The following is a 16735-nucleotide window of genomic DNA, read 5'->3' as shown; positions in this document are numbered from 1 at the left end:
TGATTTAACACTGCTTTGGCACAGCTTTACACGAATTTTATATTTTTGAGTATGGATGATAAATTACAAGTAGCCATTATTCAGGCTGAGCTGGAATGGGAAAATTCTGATGCGAATCTGGAGATGTTTTCAGAAAAGATAGAAGCGATCAGCGATAAGACAGAACTTATTGTATTGCCGGAAATGTTTACGACAGGGTTCAGTATGAATGCTGAAAATCTTGCTGAAGAAACAAATGGAAAGACGCTCAACTGGATGATCCAATCGGCTAAACATAAAAATGCAGCAATTACCGGAAGTGTGATCATCAAAGATCAGGGTGAATATTATAACCGACTATTTTTCGTATTTCCTGATGGGAATTATGAGATTTATGATAAACGACACACCTTCACTCTGGCAAAGGAACATCTTACGTATACCGCTGGAAAAGACAGGTTGATCGTAGAATACAAAGGATGGAAGATTTGTCCGCTGGTATGTTATGACCTTAGATTCCCGGTGTGGGCCAGAAATACCGAAGATTATGATCTATTGATCTATGTAGCAAACTGGCCTGAGAAGCGTGTAAACGCGTGGGATGCATTACTGAAAGCTCGTGCTATTGAAAATATGAGCTACTGCATTGGATTGAATAGAACCGGCGAGGATGGAGATGGCTATATTTACAACGGGCATTCTGCTGCTTACGATGTTTTGGGTAATGCTATAACCGGCTTGAATAGACCTGAAGAATTCGTGGAGGAATTCGAACTATCTAAAAAGGAAATGCTGGAAACCCGCGAGAAATTGAAATTCCTTCAGGATCGTGATTCTTTTAGTCTAGACTAAATTTGTAAGGTTGATCCCAGTTAGCGCGCACTTCCAAAGTATCTCTTAAATACTGAATTCTTTCCGGCTGAATCTTTTTCAGGAAATTGCCTGTATCCCACTTTTGGTTGGCATTACTGTCAAAAATAACTCGCACCAGGATATCCCCGGGATTGAGATAATTGAAAGTAAAATTAGACCGGTCTTCGGAGTATTGCTCCGCTAAAATTTCACCTTTAATATTCGTTAACTGCACGATCACTGGAAATTGCTGAATATTCTGAAGATCTATGATAATAGTGCCAAATGCGGAAAGATCTTTAGTTGTGATATTCTTATAGATCGTGTCATTCGTGTCTTCAAAAAGGTCTGTGATCGCACCAGGAAAGGCAGTGATATTATAATTATTTGAAGGCTTTTTCTCGAATTTCAGTCTCACTTCATTCAGTAATGGATCAAATTCAGCTTCAAAAGGAACATCAGTAGAATCCATATCCATGATTCTGATCTGGTCTGCAGCATATTCAATGATCGGCGTGTTAGCTTTTAACTTAAAATCTTTGATCAAATCGCCATTTTCGGTTGAAACCATCAATGAATCACGATCCAGATTTCCCATTCTCGCGATTAAAGTATCCTGTGTCTTTGGAGAATTCACCGCAAACATGAGGGTGTCCAATCCCGGACTGGTATTATACCAGTAATACAAAGTGTCTTTTACAGGGTCCTTAATTATTCTCGAGCGATAACCTTCAGGCCTGGCGGATAGCAAATCGATTTTAATACTATCGGGATCTGCATATCCTTCGTAACCAAAAATGATCTGGTTCCCTTTAAAATGATTAGGCCTTTTAGGTTCGAATTCGAGCTGTTCCTTGAAAACTGTAAGCTCAAAGGTTTCTTCAGTAGGAATCGTAATATCACCTTCTACGAAACCAATTTTTTCCTTTTTAGGGTTATAGAGGTAATTATCATTACTATCCATAAGCGCGACCATCCTGTAGGTACCCGCCTTAAGATTTTCAAGACTGAAATTAAAAGTGCTATCCTGGGAGTAGGTGATATACCTTGGAGTTTCCTTGAAAACTATGGAATCTGTGTAGGAAGTATCGGCTTCATAAAGCATCACAGATATTACTTCTGAAGGTTCTTTCAGCTTGGCGTCTCTAACAATTCCTGAAACTGACAGTGAATCTATATAATCTCCTGTTGAAAATACATATTTGAAATAATCATAGGGATTCCCTTCATTATTGTCGACGATAGATTTTCCGAAGTTAATCGCGTAGGTAGTATTCTCTTCCAAAGTATCCGTGATCTCTATCTTAATATCTTTTCTCGCTGTTCCCAAAGGCATTATGTTCGGTTTCGGAACCATTGGAGGAGAAATAATAATCTGCTGGGAAGGTTTGTCCAGCTTAATATATTCATCGAAGTAAATTCGTACTTCCTCTTTGTCGAAATTCGTAGTAAAGTTTTCAGGGTTTGCTCTTAAGAATTTTGGCGGATCTTCATCTACCGGTCCGCCTTCGGGCATTCCTTTCTTTGCACACTGTACTGTGGTGAACAGAAGTATCAAAACGAGAATAAAACCGGGTACTCTTTTCTTCATGAATGAAAGGGAATTCTTTTAGCAAAGAAACAATTATTTTGAATTACAACGTAATGCTTAGTGTGTAATTGCCATGGTGGCGATAGATATGCTGATATTTTCTATTTTAAGTAATTTATGAGCACAGGCTTCCAGAGTCGCTCCGGTCGTAACCAGATCATCAACCAGCAGCACATTCTTTCCCTTCAATTCATCGGGCTTCTGAAGTTCGAGCGTTTGTTCAATTTTGCCCCATCTGGAGATCCTGCCTTTCCTCGTTTGTGTTTGCATGGCGTTTATTTTTAATAGAAAATCAGATCTATATTGAGCATTCAATTTTTTGGCGATTTCGATTCCGAATGCTTCTACCTGGTTGTAACCACGTTCTTTTAACCTGGATTTATGCAAAGGAACAGGAAGAACCAGGTCTATTTCTCTGTATTCATCGATCGCTGATAGCTCTTCTCCCAGCCATGCACCAAGATAATTTCCAATTTCCTGGTGTCCGCGATACTTCAGATCATGGATTAGCTGCTGTACCCCAGATTTTTTTCTGAAATGTAATAATGCGGTTGCTTTGGCTATCTTTACCCTGCCCTGGAAAATTTTTTTGACCGGATTGTCGTTATCTAAATGATATCTGGTAACCGGAAGATCATGCAGGCAACTGGTGCAAAGTATATGCTCATTTTTCAGAAGTTCTGTCTGGCAAATGTGACAGGAAGCCGGATAAAGAAGATTGATGAAATCGTGAAACATTTGTTAATGGCTTGTACCAGACTTGGTTAAACGTATAAATTTACAAACTAAATTGATTCATAATGACAGAAAATAAAAGCAATACTGCATTAAAAGTTCTTACAGGTGTACTTGCCGTGGCGCTTATTGCCCTGAGTATTTACACCATCAAATTCTATAACGAAGAAAAGGAGAATAAAGAGATCCTTCAGAAGGAAAAAACAGTTATAGAAGATGAATTGAACGAACTTATCATTAAATACGATGAGGCAATCGATGAGAATGAGGTGATGGATCAGGACCTGGTAAATGCGCGTGATCGAATTACCAGATTATTAGATTCAGTAAAAGATAATGAAGCGAATCTGGTTATGATCTCGAGATATAGAAGAGAGATCGGTAATTTAAAAGCTGAGAAAGACAGATTATTCCGCGTGGTAGATAGTTTAAGTGCGCAGAATCAACAATTGAGTACTTCTCTGGATAGTACAAGCGTTGCTTTGCAGGAAAGAACAAGATTTTCAGATTCTTTGCGTAATACGAACCAAAGTCTTTCCACAAAGGTGGACAAGGCGGCACGTCTTAAGATCACAGGTTTAAAAGGAGAAGGTGTCATCGTTAGGAATAGCGGAAAACTAGTTGAAAATGATAGAACGGGACGGATTGACCAGATTAGAACCTGTTTTACTCTAACGGCTAATGATCTTGCAGATACAGGAGAGAAAACTATGTATGTTCAGGTTTATAACCCTGAAAATGAACTCGTAGGTGACCAGATCGTGGTGCAACATGAAGGTGGAGCCATGGTTTATAGCGCATCTTCGAAAGTATTCTACGAAAAAGATGAACTGGATGTTTGTATTCTTTCTAATACAGATGAGGATAAACTACTGGAAGGAACTTATAAGGTCTATGTATATAATGACGCTGTTCTTCTTGCGAATGGAAGTTTCAGCCTGAGATAGATTATTAAAATATAAAATACAGACCGCCTTGAAGCTTATTCAGGGCGGTTTTTTTATTTTTGTTCCATGGCAAAACAAGAAGACCTTTTTAAGAACGTGATTTCCCATTCGAAGGAGTATGGGTATATTTTTCAATCCAGTGAGATCTATGATGGCCTGAGTGCTGTATATGACTATGGCCAGAATGGAGCTGAGCTGAAGAAAAACATTAAGGAGTACTGGTGGAGAAGTATGACCCAGTTACACCAGAATATTGTTGGTATAGACGCATCGATCTTGATGCATCCCACTACCTGGAAAGCTTCTGGCCACGTGGATGCCTTTAACGATCCTCTTATTGACAATAAAGATTCTAAAAAGAGATATCGCGCAGATGTTCTGGTAGAGGATTATGCTGAAAAGCTACTTCAGAAGGCAGAAAAGGAAATAGCAAAAGCGAAGAAAAGGTTTGGTGAAGATTTCGATGAAGAAATGTACAGGCAGACTAATCCAAGAGTGCAAAGATATCTTAGTGATCGCAAAGAGATCCTTGAAAGACTGGCTCGCTCGCTTACCAATGAAGACCTTGCTGATGTCAAAAAGTTAATAGAAGAACTTGAAATCGCAGATCCCGATACAGGTTCTAAGAACTGGACTGAAGTTAGACAGTTCAACCTCATGTTTGGAACAAAACTGGGAGCTTCAGCCGATTCTGCTACAGATTTATACCTGAGACCTGAAACTGCTCAGGGTATCTTTGTAAACTTTCTGAATGTTCAGAAAACAGGGAGAATGAAAATTCCTTTCGGGATAGCACAGATCGGTAAAGCCTTCAGAAATGAAATTGTAGCCAGACAGTTCATCTTCAGAACGAGAGAGTTTGAACAAATGGAAATGCAATTTTTTGTACGACCAGGTGAAGAACTTGAATGGTACGAGAAATGGAAAGAAATAAGATTGAACTGGCATAGATCACTAGGTCTGGGTGAAGAGAATTATAGATTCCATGACCATGAAAAATTAGCACATTACGCTAACGCAGCTGCAGATATAGAATTTGATTTCCCATTTGGATTTAAGGAACTTGAAGGAATTCATTCAAGAACAGATTTTGACCTTAAAGCTCACGAAGAACACTCTGGTAAAAAGCTGAGGTTCTACGATCCTGAGCTTAAAGAGAATTATGTGCCTTACGTGATCGAAACCTCGATAGGTCTTGATCGTATGTTCCTGGCCGTTCTTTCATCTTCGCTAAAAGAAGAACAATTGGAAGACGGGAATACTCGTACAGTTTTAAAACTTCCTGCGGTACTGGCTCCAACAAAAGCAGCAGTATTGCCACTGGTGAAGAAAGACGGCTTGCCGGAACTCGCACATAAGATCATTGATGAACTACAATGGGATTTCAGAGTGCAGTATGATGAGAAAGATGCCATTGGGCGTAGATATAGAAGACAGGATGCTGCCGGAACTCCGCTTTGTATTACGGTAGATCATGATTCCCTGGAAGATGATTCAGTTACAGTGAGATTCCGAGATACCATGGAACAGAAAAGAGTAAAAATCTCTGAACTCGATGCATTGATAAGAAAAGAAACCGACTTTAAAACCTGGATGAAAGATTTCGTTTAGAAATATTCATTTCTGGTATAGTCCCGATATAAAGGCAATTAAGCGATTAATTGCCTTTTTTATATTGATTAAATTTGATAATGTCTATTTTTAGTCATTATTGAAGTTGATGCATTCGCGATGAAAAAATATATACTATTACTACCTCTTTTATTTCTTTTTCACCTGAACGTTTTTTCCCAGCAGAAAGAAAGAATGGGACCTGCATTCATAGATTCTGCCAGCGTAATTAAATCGGGAGCACTTTCAAAGAAACGATTGATTCCTTCTACCAAAAAGCAAAAGCTTTATAATCCGAGAAACAGGGGGATCAACAAGATCGTTCCAGGAAAAGGCCTGCCAAAAAGAGATGATCCTACTGTTCAAAAGAAAAAAGGTGATATCCCGGCGAAAGCGCCAATATTTACTTTTGATGGAGCAGATACGAGATCAACTCCCTCAGATCCTACCGGTGCCGTAGGCCGAAATCATTACGTGAATGCATGGAATTCTGAATTTGCGATCTGGGATAAGCAGGGAAATGTTTTAATTCCTGGTTCTTCGCTCGCTAGTATCGGTGGAGCTTTCAATGATGAAACCGATGGGGATCCTATCGTTTTCTACGATGAGTCGGCAGATAGGTTCGTGGTAATGCAATTTAGCGATGACCTTGCACCAAGAGGTACGAGTAATTCTCCGGCAGCACTGCTTTTTGCAGTTTCTCAGGGTCCCGACCCCGTAAATAGTGGATGGTATACCTATAGATTTGACCTGGAATCACTGCCAGATTACCCGAAAATTTCACTTTGGAGCGATGGTTATTATATCACTACCAACAAGGATGCTTTAGAACCACAGGGTAAAGAAATAGTTTATGTACTGGAGCGTGATAAAATGCTGGCTGGTGCAAATGATGTTAGAATACTGGGTTTTCCTTTACCGGGAATTCAGAATAACGGTTTCTACAGTCCGGCAGGTTTTAGTGTGATGGGATCAGATCTTCCGCCTGCGGGAGATGCACCAATAATTTATTTACAGGACGATCAATGGGCCGGGGTAAATGAAGATCATTTAAAGATCTGGCTTATGGATGTAAACTGGGAGGACCTTTCTTCTTCCAGCATAAGGTTAAGTCAGGAACTTACTGATGGTGTTTCACCATTTATAGCGACTTTTGATGGTGGTAGCTTTAAGAATCTTGCTCAGCCGGGAAGTGATACAGATATTGATGCCCTGCAAGGTGCCATGATGTATATGACGCAGTATCGCAGGTTCGAAGACCACAATTCGGTCGTAATGAACTTTGTGGTAGATGTGGATGCTAGTCCTGCGGAACATGCAGGCATTCGCTGGTATGAACTAAGACAGGCGAACGATGGCGCAGCCTGGAGCGTTTACCAGGAAGGTACCTACGCCCCGGACCCGAGTGATAGATTTAGTGGAAGCATAGGGATAGATGCCCGGGGAAATATAGCTCTTGGTTTTACAATTCTGGATGATAATCCTGTGGATCCAATTTTCCCATCCATTCGTTATACCGGGCGATATGTGAATGACGCATTGGGAGTCATGAGCATCGAAGAGCAGAGCATTGTGGAGGGATTGAGTCCGCAGCCCAGTCCTTTTGGTCGCTATGGAGACTATGCGCATCTAAGCATAGACCCGGTAGATGATCTTACCTTCTGGCATAATGCGGAATATTTTGAAGGAACAAGACGTCTTAATAAAGTGGGAGTTTTTAGATTTTCTGCAACAGAACTCAACGATATTGGAGTGATTAGCCTGGAAAGTCCCGAAGATGCAAGTTTAACCGCTTCAGAACAAATTAGCATCAGGCTTAGAAACTTCGGACTTAATCCTCAATCTAATTTTGAGATCAGCTATACCATAAATGGTGGTGAAACGGTAACTCAGACCTATACTGAAACCATTCCTGCGGAAAGTGTTGCTGAATTTAATTTTTCTGAACTCGCAGATCTTTCCGAAGTAGGCCAGATCTATACACTGGTGATCTCTACCAGTCTTGAGGGCGATGTCAATCCTGGAAACGATAGTATTGAAGCTGAGGTAAAGAATTTACCGCCAAATGATGTTGGAGTTACTTCCATCGACGCGCCGGAATCTGGAGAGAACTTGAGTGCTTCTGAGCAGGTGACGGTCACGATCGAAAACTTTGGGGGAGAGGCGCAAAGCAATATCCCGGTTTCTTATCAGGTTGGAAATAATGCTACCGTTTCTGAAGTTTTTAATGGTACCCTTGAAGTAGGAGGTCTTGAAGTTTATACTTTTAATCAGACTTCTAATTTTTCAAGTTCCGGGCGATATACGATTACGGCCAGAACCAGGCTGGCAAACGACTTTGATCCATCGAACGATTCAGAAAGAACGTCGGTTGCTAATTTAGATTGTATTCCTGAAGGTTCAGATTGCTCTCAGGGAGATGGCATATTTTATTTCGAGATCAATGATTTTGTAAATGAAAGGATTCCATGTACTACAGGATATCTTGATTTTATTGGAGGTACTACGAATCTTGATCGATCAATCAACGATTACAGCGTAACTGTTCAAACCAATTTTGCAGATGATGATGTGGAGAAGTTTTCCATGTGGATCGATCTAAACGATAACGCGGTTTTTGAAGATTCTGAAAGACTGATCACTTCAGAAGTGATTCCGGAAATCAATACACCTTTTACCTATAATTTCAGTTTACCTGAAAATGCTACATTGGGACAACACTTACTTAGAATAAGAGCTGGTGATACCAGTTTTGATGGAGATCTAAATGATCCATGTTCAGTAATGGCCTATGGAACAACACATGATTATTCAGTAAATATCATTGACAGTACTTTAGATATTGAAGACTTCATCCTGAATGAAGCTGAATTGATCGTGGTTTCAGATCCAACCATAGAAGGACATTACAGGGTAGTAATGGAAACAAGCTTTAATGAACCTCTACGCCTCACAGTTCATGATATTAGCGGCCAATTGCTCCTGGAAAACCTGATCCTTAATGAAGGGGATGGTTATGTCTACGATCTGGATATGTCATATGCTGCGAGGGGAGTTTACCTGGTTCGCGTAGGTACCCGAAAAGTTGGAAAAGTAAAACGCTTTATCGTAAAATAACGATCATTTTAAATAAATCATAACGCTATCCGGGACGACGAAAAGTTCAGATAGCGTTATTTTTGCGCAAATTCGACTCCTATGACTATAATATCATATAATGTAAACGGCATCAGGGCTGCCATCAGGAAAGGTATTCTTGACTGGTTGCAACAGGCAAATCCAGATGTGGTTCTTATCCAGGAAATAAAAGCTACCCCAGAACAACTTGATCTGGAAGTCTTTGAAAAAGCTGGCTATCCATATCAATACTGGTATCCGGCAACTAAGAAAGGATATAGCGGCGTGGCAATTTTGAGTAAAACTAAACCAGATCATGTAGAATATGGCACCGGGATCGATTATATGGATTATGAAGGCCGTGTGATTCGAGCAGATTTTGGAGAACTTTCAGTCATGAGTCTTTATCTGCCATCGGGTACCAATACCGCAAGGCTCGATTTTAAGTACAAATTCATGGAAGACTTCCAGTATTATATAGATGAACTTAAAAATTCCAGACCTAATTTGATCATTGGCGGGGATTATAACATTTGTCACGAAGCCATCGATATTCATGATCCTGTGCGGTTGAAAAACACTTCCGGATTTCTTCCTGAAGAACGACAATGGATCGATAGGTTGATGCAAAGTGGCTTTATAGACAGCTTCCGTCATTTTAATGAGGAACCAGATCAATATTCCTGGTGGAGTTACAGAGCCAATGCACGAAATAATAATAAAGGATGGAGAATCGATTATAACCTGGTAGCAACATCCTTGAAAGATCGCCTGAAAAGAGCAGTTATTCTGCCTGAAGCATACCATAGCGACCATTGTCCCGTTTTAGTAGAAATCGAAAAATAAAGAAATTATGAAACTAAAAATCCTTACAATATCCACTTTACTGGCATTGGGAACTTCCTGTGTGTCATCAAAAAAATACAATGATCTTGAAGGCAGGAATGCAGATCTTCAACGTGAGAACAGAAGTATGAATGAGGACCTCAATTCCTTCCGAAGTAATTCGGAAAAGCTTGGGAATGATCTTGCCAGCTTACAAAAGGAGTACGATGCTGAAACGACAGAGCGAAATGATCTCATGCAGAAATATGCTGCGTTGCAGAAGAACTATTCCAGCCTGGAAGAATCTTATGACGCCCTTGAGCAAAACAGTTCAGCAGCGATACTGGAGAATTCCCGTCAAAACAGGGAGCTATTGGCGCAATTAGACGAAAAGGAAGCCGACCTGCTTACTGAAAAGAACCGACTGGAAAAACTTCAAAAAGACCTTAATCTCCGTTCGCAAAGAATCGATGAACTGGAGTCTGTTATTGCAGCTAAAGACGCTAAGATGAACGCTCTTAAGAATGCTGTTTCCAATGCGCTTACAAATTTTGAAGGTAAAGGATTAAGCGTTGAGCAAAAAGATGGGAAAGTATATGTTTCCATGGAAAACAAATTGCTGTTCGATTCCGGTAGCTGGGCAGTAAATCAGGAAGGAAGAAAAGCGGTAAAACAGCTGGGGAGCGTACTTGCGCAAAATCCCGATATCGCAGTTCTAATTGAAGGACATACAGATAATGTGCCTTATGGTGGAAGCGGACAGTTAAAGGATAACTGGGATCTTTCTACCAAAAGAGCGACGTCCATAGTACAGATTTTACGAGAAAACAACCAGATTGACCCTCAAAGTCTTACTGCTGCTGGTAGAGGTGAATATGCACCAATCGCTAAAAATGAATCTGAAGCAGGAAAAGCCAAAAACCGTAGAATTGAAGTGATTCTTACTCCAAAACTGGATGAAATCACTCGTGTTCTTAATGAAATTGAATAATTAGATGAAATATAGCAATCTACCGAATACCAATATAAAAGTTAGTAAGATCTGTCTTGGTTCCATGACCTGGGGCGAACAGAATACAGAGGCTGAAGGTCACGAGCAAATAGATTACGCCCTGGATAAAGGTGTGAACTTTATCGATACTGCTGAAATGTATTCGATCCCAACGAAGGCAGAAACTCAGGGAAGTACAGAAAAAGTGATTGGATCCTGGTTAAAGAAAACCGGAAGAAGAGACGATGTGGTGATCGCCAGTAAAGTAGCTGGTCCCGGAGATATGGTTTCGCATATTCGCGAAAATCTTGGGTTTCACAAGGAAGCTATCCAGGATGCATTACATAACTCTTTAAAGAGATTACAAACAGATCATATCGATCTTTACCAATTGCACTGGCCGGAACGTAATACCAATTTCTTCGGAAAACTGGATTATAAGCATGATGAATCTGAAGAATGGGAAGAGAACTTCCAAGAGATCCTGGAATCTTTGCAGGAGTTTGTTCAACAGGGAAAAATTGGTCATATAGGTTTAAGTAATGAAACTCCCTACGGACTCATGAAATTCCTTCAGGCAGCGGGAGATAAACTGCCTAGAGTAGTGACCGTTCAAAATCCATACAGTCTGTTGAATCGAAAGGATGAAGTTGGATTGACAGAAATACTTCATCGGGAGAATGTAGGCTTATTTCCGTACTCACCGCTTGGAATGGGAACGCTTAGTGGAAAGCATTTAAATGGTATTCAAAAGAATTCCCGTTTAGATCTGTTTCCGCAGTATAAGAGATATTCAAATGATCTGGCAGTCGAGGCAACCAGGAAATACAAAGATCTAGCAGATAAGCATGAGCTTAGTTTAACCCATCTGGCATTGGCTTTCGTGAACCAGCAGAAATTCGTGACCAGCAATATTATTGGAGCTACCACCATGGAGCAATTAAAGGAAAATATCGAGAGTATTAATATCGTTCTTAGCGATGAAATCCTGAAAGAGATCGATGAGATCCATCAGCAAATTCCCAATCCTGCACCCTAAATATTTGGGCTTACCAGGCTTTCATGTACATACATAGAACGGTCGAGGCTATCACGAACATGGTACCAGTCGGCCGTTTTTCCCTGCACAAACAACAATGCACCATTTCTGGCAGTTTTCATTATTTTAGAATTACTGGCAGCTGCTTTATTCCGCAGGTTTGCTTTCGTTGAAATTACTCTAAGTTGCTGCGCTATTTCATTTTCCTTCGGAATAGCACTTTCCAGGGTTTCAGTTTTATAAACAAATCCCAGCGGATCGATTGCTCCGGTGTTCCTGCGATATATTCCGAAGTGTAAATGCGGAGGTGTTGTTTTAGCGTTTCCAGTGTTGCCAACAAATCCAAGGGTATCACCGGTCTTGACCGAATTTAAATTTGGAACTATACTATCCAGGTGAGCGTAATAAATAGATTGAGAGCGTTTTGAATCACGCAGCCATACTTGTTTTCCACCAAGGCCCTTTTCTCCGGAATAGCTTATTCTCCCAGAAGTCGTGGCGATTACTGGTGTTCCACGATCGGCAAAAATATCGATGCCTTCATGATCACGTTTACCACCATCCCGAATATCTCCCCAGTAACTCCCAATATCTGCATTGTTCCCGCCAGAAACTGGAAATTGATAAGCTGGTAGTATGGAAAGTTGGATTGTAAATGCCGTATGAGCTTCAATTTCTGGCTGAAAGATCACTTTATAGAGTCCGTTTTCTTCCACTTCGTAGGAAACAGAACCTTCAGATTTAGGTTTTAGAACCTGTTCAAATTTCTTAGTTTGTTTGTTACGACGGTAGATTTCAGTAAAAATAAGGGTAGAGGAGGTGTCCGTTTTAAAATTGGTGTTCAGGATCTCACCTGGTTTTAAATACGCCTGGTAGGAGTAAATACTAAAGCTCTTCGGTTTTAGGTTTCCTGCTTCAATATACGGCATTTCAACTTCGATACTATCATTTAAAGCTTTCTGGATTCTTGATTCCCAAAGGCTGAATAGTTCATCAGAAATATTCTGTTCGCGCTGATACTTCTCTTTTTCAGAAAGACCTGAAATAAGATCTTCAGCTTTTTCCAGCTGAGAACAGCCAGAAATAAGCAACAAAATAAGAATATACCAAAGGTTGCATATTTGCTTCATATCGAGCTAAATATACGCAGCAATTGTGCCAGTCTATTCAAAAAGTTGACTTACAACATCTTCAATTTTGGAAACTTTAACGATCCTGATATGATATTCAGATTTGGGGAATTTATTTTGCCTGGAAACCATAATGCTGGCAAAACCAAGTTTTTCAGCCTCAAGAATTCTTTGCTCGACCCTTGTCACAGGTCTCACTTCACCGGCGAGGCCAATTTCAGCAGCAAAACAGATATCTTTTGGAAGTGCAATATCTTCATTTGAAGACAGAATTGCAGCGACAACTGCGAGATCTATCGCCGGGTCATCGACACTAATACCACCTGTAACATTTAAGAAAACATCTTTCGCTCCCAGCCTGAAGCCAGCTCTTTTCTCCAGAACTGCCAGCAGCATATTCAATCTTTTAGCATTATAACCCGTGGTAGAGCGTTGTGGAGTCCCATATACAGCGGTACTTACCAAAGCCTGAATTTCGATCATTAGCGGTCGCATTCCTTCCAGTGTAGAAGCGATGGCTGTTCCACTTAGATCTTCATCATTCTTGGAAATAAGTATTTCTGAAGGGTTATTGACTTCCCGTAGTCCGCTGCCCTGCATTTCATAAATACCCAGTTCGTGAGTGCTTCCGAAGCGGTTTTTATGCGCTCTAAGGATCCTGTATACATGATTTCGATCTCCTTCAAACTGCAAAACGGTATCAACCATATGTTCCAGAACCTTCGGGCCAGCAATACTTCCTTCCTTCGTGATATGTCCAATCAAAATGACCGGAGTATTACTTTCCTTAGCAAATTTTATAAGCTCTGCGGTGCATTCCCTTATCTGCGAAATACTTCCCGGTGCGCTTTCAATATAGTCACTATGTAAGGTCTGGATCGAATCGATAATAACTACTTCAGGCTCGATCTCTTCTACCTGACGGAAAATATTCTGAGTTTTCGTTTCGGTAAGGATAAAACAATTGGCAGGATTAGGATCGATACGTTCAGCTCGCATCTTGATCTGCTGCTGACTTTCTTCTCCGGAAACGTATAAAACCTTGTATTTTAACTGCAGACTTATCTGAAGTAGTAGCGTACTTTTTCCAATTCCCGGTTCACCACCAAGCAAAGTAAGCGATCCCGGGACGAGACCACCTCCAAGTACACGATTTAGTTCATTATTACCAGTGTTAAGGCGATCGTGTGGTGTGGTTTCAATCTCAGCAATGAGCAAAGGCCTAGCTAATTTTTTAGCTTCCTTACTGGCACTCGTTTTCCAGTCCTTTTTTTCAGGTTTTGCAACAAGCTCTTCTACTATCGTATTCCAATCGCCGCAACTGTTGCATTTCCCCTGCCATTTTGCGTATTGTGCACCACATTTCTGACAATAGAATGTTGTCTTTACCTTCGCCATTTCCTAAATTATATTCTGCTAGTAACCGAAATCTTTTTTGATTGCATCTGCCTTCTCCAGCATATAATCCGCATCCAGAAAAGCGATACTTTTTTGTCCGTAGGCATTTTGATACATACGCATTGCCTTTTTAGGATTACCGGTTTCTTCTTCATGTCTAGCTTCGAAGAATGTTCCTAACATGGTTCCCGGATAATGATCAAATGCAAGTTTGTAAAGACCCTTATAGGCTTCCCAGTTACGTGTCTTTTCTATGGCATTATGAACAGCCATAAAATCATTAATGCTTATCTGTCTTTTAAGACCATAAAGCTCTTCTATAGATTCATATTTCTCGGTCAGATATTGGGTAGGAGAAATAGAAGTTTGCAGAAGGATCTCATTGTAATCTTTGGTTGATATAGGACGGTAGATCTCAAACATACTTGAGATTGCCGAAGGTATGGCCTTGCCAACCAGCGAGTAATGAGATTCCCCTGTAAATTCTTCAAATTTATAAGAAACCAGCTTGTTGTTGATATTTTTGAGTTGATTATCGAAAGTTGCAATGCCAGATTTTAGTGCAGGTATATCCTCGTTAGATGTAGCCAGATAGAACCATTTTTTGGATTCTGAAGATTCTAAAGCATCTGTAACCCAGTTCGCTACTTCTGGAGCCAGATCTGGACTAAGATTAATGTAACCTTTGAAAATGGGCTCTTGTTTAAGGAGATAATAATTGATAAAATTGGCGGTAAAATCATGTCCTACGATCATACGGAAATTTGCTGTTCTGTATTTTTGATCGAGACTGGCGAGTAGTTCCATTCCAATAAATTCGAAGAATTTGGCACCTTTATCCACAGGAAGAGAATTTTCTCCATAGGAAGTATCTTCCATACGAATTCCATCCTGGTTGATTCCAACAACGATCATTTCAGGAACGTCTTTCCAGTATGAATAATAATCTACCATACCAGCTACGGGTTCAAACAGGTAGTCTCCATCCAGAACGACCACAACCGGGTATCTTTTTTCTGAATTCTGTTCGTAATTTCTGGGAAGTTGGATTTTGATTTCTCTTTTCTCTCCTAACTTTTGAGAATTGACGGTCTCATGCAGGATCTGAGACCAGCTCACTATAGGCAGAATGAGTGCCAATAGCATGGTTGATAAACGGTTCATAGGTGTAGTATTGATTCGGACCGGAAAGGTAAGTATTATTTCCTGTTATTAAAAAGCGGTAACAGGATAAATGATAGTCCGCCAAATACCAGAACCACAGCGGTTTGAGTTGCCCAGGAGATCCAGCCAAGCGCTTCAGCAGCATGTGATTCGATACCAAAGAACATCAGGATTCCGCCTACGGCTAGTGGATAAACGCCTATGCCGCCATTAGTCGCTGATACGGCAAAACTTCCCACAACGAATGCAGCCAGAATGGTGCCTGGTGTAGCATCTGCAGTCTCAGGAACGCTTAGTTTTATTACGAAGAACATGCATAGATACATTGACCAGATGAAGATGGTATGTGCTATAAAAGCCCATTTCTGGCGCATGTTCAGGATACTTCGCATCCCTTCCAGCAGTCCTTTTGCGAGTTTTTTTATTTTTTTAAAAGGTCCCCAGTTCGATCTTTTGATAACTGTAAGGCCTAAAACCCCGAGTCCTACCAATCCTAGAAAAATGAGTAGGGTATTCATAGGTTTAATGTTCTGGTCATGCAGGTAGCCCAGAAGATCGTCGGTTTGTAAAATAAGCGCAACGCCAATAATGAGCATTAAAATAAGTAGATCAGCAACTCTTTCAGAAATAATGGTTCCGAAACTTTTTTCAAAAGGAACTTTTTCATAAGTAGTGAGCGTGGCAGCACGCAAAACTTCACCAGATCTTGGAATTCCGAAGTTGGCAAGATAGGCGACCATAACCGCCATGAATCGGTTTGGAAGCCGGGTGGTATAACCCATTGGCTCCAGCATAAACTTCCAGCGATAAGCCCTGGAAAGATGTGAAAGCGTTCCAAGAACAAAAGATACTGCAATCCAGAGTTTGTTGGCATCAACAATACTTTTCCACAGGCTTGAACGTTCTTGAGCAGTAGAACTCTGTAATGAGTACCATACCAAAAAAATCCCCAGAAATAAGGGGATACTAATTTTTAAAAACTTTTTGAATTTTTTGCTCAACGACTTATTTCAAAAGATTGGTTTCTTCATCAGGAAATACCAATGAGGGCTTGAAGTTTTTAGCTTCTTCCATTTCCATAATTCCGTAGGCGATAATGATAAGAATATCTCCTTTAGCCACTTTTCTGGCTGCAGCTCCATTAAGCGTGATCTCTCCTGAATTTCTAGGACCTGGAATTACATAAGTTTCAAGACGTTCACCGTTGTTATTATTAACGATCTGTACTTTTTCACCTTCAGTAATATTCGCCGCTTCCATTAGATCTTCATCGATAGTGATACTACCAATATAATTTAGATCTGCACCGGTTACTTTAACTCTGTGAATTTTGGATTTTACTACGTGAATCTGCAT

14 protein-coding genes are annotated in these 16735 nt (G+C 40.4%); 7 read left to right on the top strand and 7 right to left on the bottom strand.

Translation table 11 applies throughout. The features are described from left to right. The first annotated feature begins 51 nt into the window (after nucleotides 1–51). Entirely contained in the window at nucleotides 52–831 is a 780-nt protein-coding gene (locus ACSHZO_RS05065; RefSeq protein ID WP_298245958.1) for an amidohydrolase, read from the top strand. On the opposite strand, the gene ACSHZO_RS05060 is transcribed toward ACSHZO_RS05065, so the two are convergent. Continuing rightward, the gene (locus ACSHZO_RS05060) at nucleotides 818–2422 is read right to left on the bottom strand and encodes an Ig-like domain-containing protein (protein WP_298245959.1); all 1605 of its coding nucleotides are present in this window, start codon (nucleotides 2420–2422) and stop codon (nucleotides 818–820) included. The genes ACSHZO_RS05065 and ACSHZO_RS05060 overlap by 14 nt on opposite strands. 57 nt (nucleotides 2423–2479) lie before the next feature. Continuing rightward, nucleotides 2480–3160, bottom strand: a complete 681-nt coding sequence (locus tag ACSHZO_RS05055; RefSeq protein WP_298245960.1) for a ComF family protein — start codon at nucleotides 3158–3160, stop codon at nucleotides 2480–2482. A 62-nt stretch (nucleotides 3161–3222) separates the two neighbouring features. Here ACSHZO_RS05055 and ACSHZO_RS05050 point away from each other — a divergent pair, with 62 nt between their 5' ends. From ACSHZO_RS05050 to ACSHZO_RS05025, 6 genes are all read left to right on the top strand, one after another. Continuing rightward, nucleotides 3223–4104, top strand: a complete 882-nt coding sequence (locus ACSHZO_RS05050; RefSeq protein ID WP_295177822.1) for a hypothetical protein — start codon at nucleotides 3223–3225, stop codon at nucleotides 4102–4104. 66 nt (nucleotides 4105–4170) lie between these two features. Beyond that, nucleotides 4171–5715 (top strand): glycine--tRNA ligase, encoded by a 1545-nt coding sequence (locus ACSHZO_RS05045; protein ID WP_298245961.1) that lies wholly within the window; start codon nucleotides 4171–4173, stop codon nucleotides 5713–5715. A gap of 120 nt (nucleotides 5716–5835) precedes the next feature. Then, a complete protein-coding gene (locus tag ACSHZO_RS05040; protein WP_298245962.1) occupies nucleotides 5836–8832 on the top strand; it encodes a T9SS type A sorting domain-containing protein in 2997 nt (998 codons plus the stop codon). 81 nt (nucleotides 8833–8913) lie between these two features. After that, the gene (locus ACSHZO_RS05035) at nucleotides 8914–9678 is read left to right on the top strand and encodes an exodeoxyribonuclease III (RefSeq protein ID WP_298245963.1); all 765 of its coding nucleotides are present in this window, start codon (nucleotides 8914–8916) and stop codon (nucleotides 9676–9678) included. Between the two features lie 7 nt (nucleotides 9679–9685). Then, nucleotides 9686–10648 carry an OmpA family protein gene (locus ACSHZO_RS05030; protein WP_298245964.1) on the top strand — a complete coding sequence of 321 codons (963 nt, stop codon included), beginning with the start codon at nucleotides 9686–9688 and terminating at the stop codon, nucleotides 10646–10648. A gap of 4 nt (nucleotides 10649–10652) precedes the next feature. Then, a complete protein-coding gene (locus ACSHZO_RS05025; protein ID WP_298245965.1) occupies nucleotides 10653–11687 on the top strand; it encodes an NADP(H)-dependent aldo-keto reductase in 1035 nt (344 codons plus the stop codon). On the opposite strand, the gene ACSHZO_RS05020 is transcribed toward ACSHZO_RS05025, so the two are convergent. From ACSHZO_RS05020 to panD, 5 genes are read right to left on the bottom strand one after another with little or no spacing between them, the layout of a single operon-like run. Further along, nucleotides 11684–12817, bottom strand: coding sequence for a peptidoglycan DD-metalloendopeptidase family protein (locus ACSHZO_RS05020; RefSeq protein WP_298245966.1), 1134 nt, complete (start codon nucleotides 12815–12817; stop codon nucleotides 11684–11686). The genes ACSHZO_RS05025 and ACSHZO_RS05020 overlap by 4 nt on opposite strands. Nucleotides 12818–12850: 33 nt before the next feature. Continuing rightward, nucleotides 12851–14215: a DNA repair protein RadA gene (gene radA, locus ACSHZO_RS05015; RefSeq protein ID WP_298245967.1), complete on the bottom strand. Its 1365-nt coding sequence runs from the start codon at nucleotides 14213–14215 to the stop codon at nucleotides 12851–12853. An 18-nt stretch (nucleotides 14216–14233) separates the two neighbouring features. Further along, nucleotides 14234–15379 (bottom strand): alpha/beta hydrolase, encoded by a 1146-nt coding sequence (locus ACSHZO_RS05010; protein WP_298245968.1) that lies wholly within the window; start codon nucleotides 15377–15379, stop codon nucleotides 14234–14236. Nucleotides 15380–15414: 35 nt separating this feature from the next. Then, nucleotides 15415–16380, bottom strand: a complete 966-nt coding sequence (locus ACSHZO_RS05005) for a lysylphosphatidylglycerol synthase transmembrane domain-containing protein (protein ID WP_298245969.1) — start codon at nucleotides 16378–16380, stop codon at nucleotides 15415–15417. 4 nt (nucleotides 16381–16384) lie between these two features. Next, the gene (gene panD, locus ACSHZO_RS05000) at nucleotides 16385–16735 is read right to left on the bottom strand and encodes an aspartate 1-decarboxylase (protein ID WP_298246226.1); all 351 of its coding nucleotides are present in this window, start codon (nucleotides 16733–16735) and stop codon (nucleotides 16385–16387) included.

It is taken from the genome of Christiangramia sp. 3-2217-3z (genome assembly GCF_051195275.1).
Classification (GTDB): Bacteria; Bacteroidota; Bacteroidia; order Flavobacteriales; family Flavobacteriaceae; genus Christiangramia; species Christiangramia marina.
This window is presented reverse-complemented; position numbering and strand designations above follow the sequence as displayed.

What these genes read in the sequence shown, in the direction of transcription:
- ACSHZO_RS05065 (WP_298245958.1), top strand. Translation starts at nt 52, where the DNA reads ATGGATGATAAATTACAAGTAGCCATTATTCAGGCTGAGCTGGAATGG.
- ACSHZO_RS05060 (WP_298245959.1), bottom strand. Translation starts at nt 2,422, where the DNA reads ATGAAGAAAAGAGTACCCGGTTTTATTCTCGTTTTGATACTTCTGTTC.
- ACSHZO_RS05055 (WP_298245960.1), bottom strand. Translation starts at nt 3,160, where the DNA reads ATGTTTCACGATTTCATCAATCTTCTTTATCCGGCTTCCTGTCACATT.
- ACSHZO_RS05050 (WP_295177822.1), top strand. Translation starts at nt 3,223, where the DNA reads ATGACAGAAAATAAAAGCAATACTGCATTAAAAGTTCTTACAGGTGTA.
- ACSHZO_RS05045 (WP_298245961.1), top strand. Translation starts at nt 4,171, where the DNA reads ATGGCAAAACAAGAAGACCTTTTTAAGAACGTGATTTCCCATTCGAAG.
- ACSHZO_RS05040 (WP_298245962.1), top strand. Translation starts at nt 5,836, where the DNA reads ATGAAAAAATATATACTATTACTACCTCTTTTATTTCTTTTTCACCTG.
- ACSHZO_RS05035 (WP_298245963.1), top strand. Translation starts at nt 8,914, where the DNA reads ATGACTATAATATCATATAATGTAAACGGCATCAGGGCTGCCATCAGG.
- ACSHZO_RS05030 (WP_298245964.1), top strand. Translation starts at nt 9,686, where the DNA reads ATGAAACTAAAAATCCTTACAATATCCACTTTACTGGCATTGGGAACT.
- ACSHZO_RS05025 (WP_298245965.1), top strand. Translation starts at nt 10,653, where the DNA reads ATGAAATATAGCAATCTACCGAATACCAATATAAAAGTTAGTAAGATC.
- ACSHZO_RS05020 (WP_298245966.1), bottom strand. Translation starts at nt 12,817, where the DNA reads ATGAAGCAAATATGCAACCTTTGGTATATTCTTATTTTGTTGCTTATT.
- radA (WP_298245967.1), bottom strand. Translation starts at nt 14,215, where the DNA reads ATGGCGAAGGTAAAGACAACATTCTATTGTCAGAAATGTGGTGCACAA.
- ACSHZO_RS05010 (WP_298245968.1), bottom strand. Translation starts at nt 15,379, where the DNA reads ATGAACCGTTTATCAACCATGCTATTGGCACTCATTCTGCCTATAGTG.
- panD (WP_298246226.1), bottom strand. Translation starts at nt 16,735, where the DNA reads ATGCAGATTCACGTAGTAAAATCCAAAATTCACAGAGTTAAAGTAACC.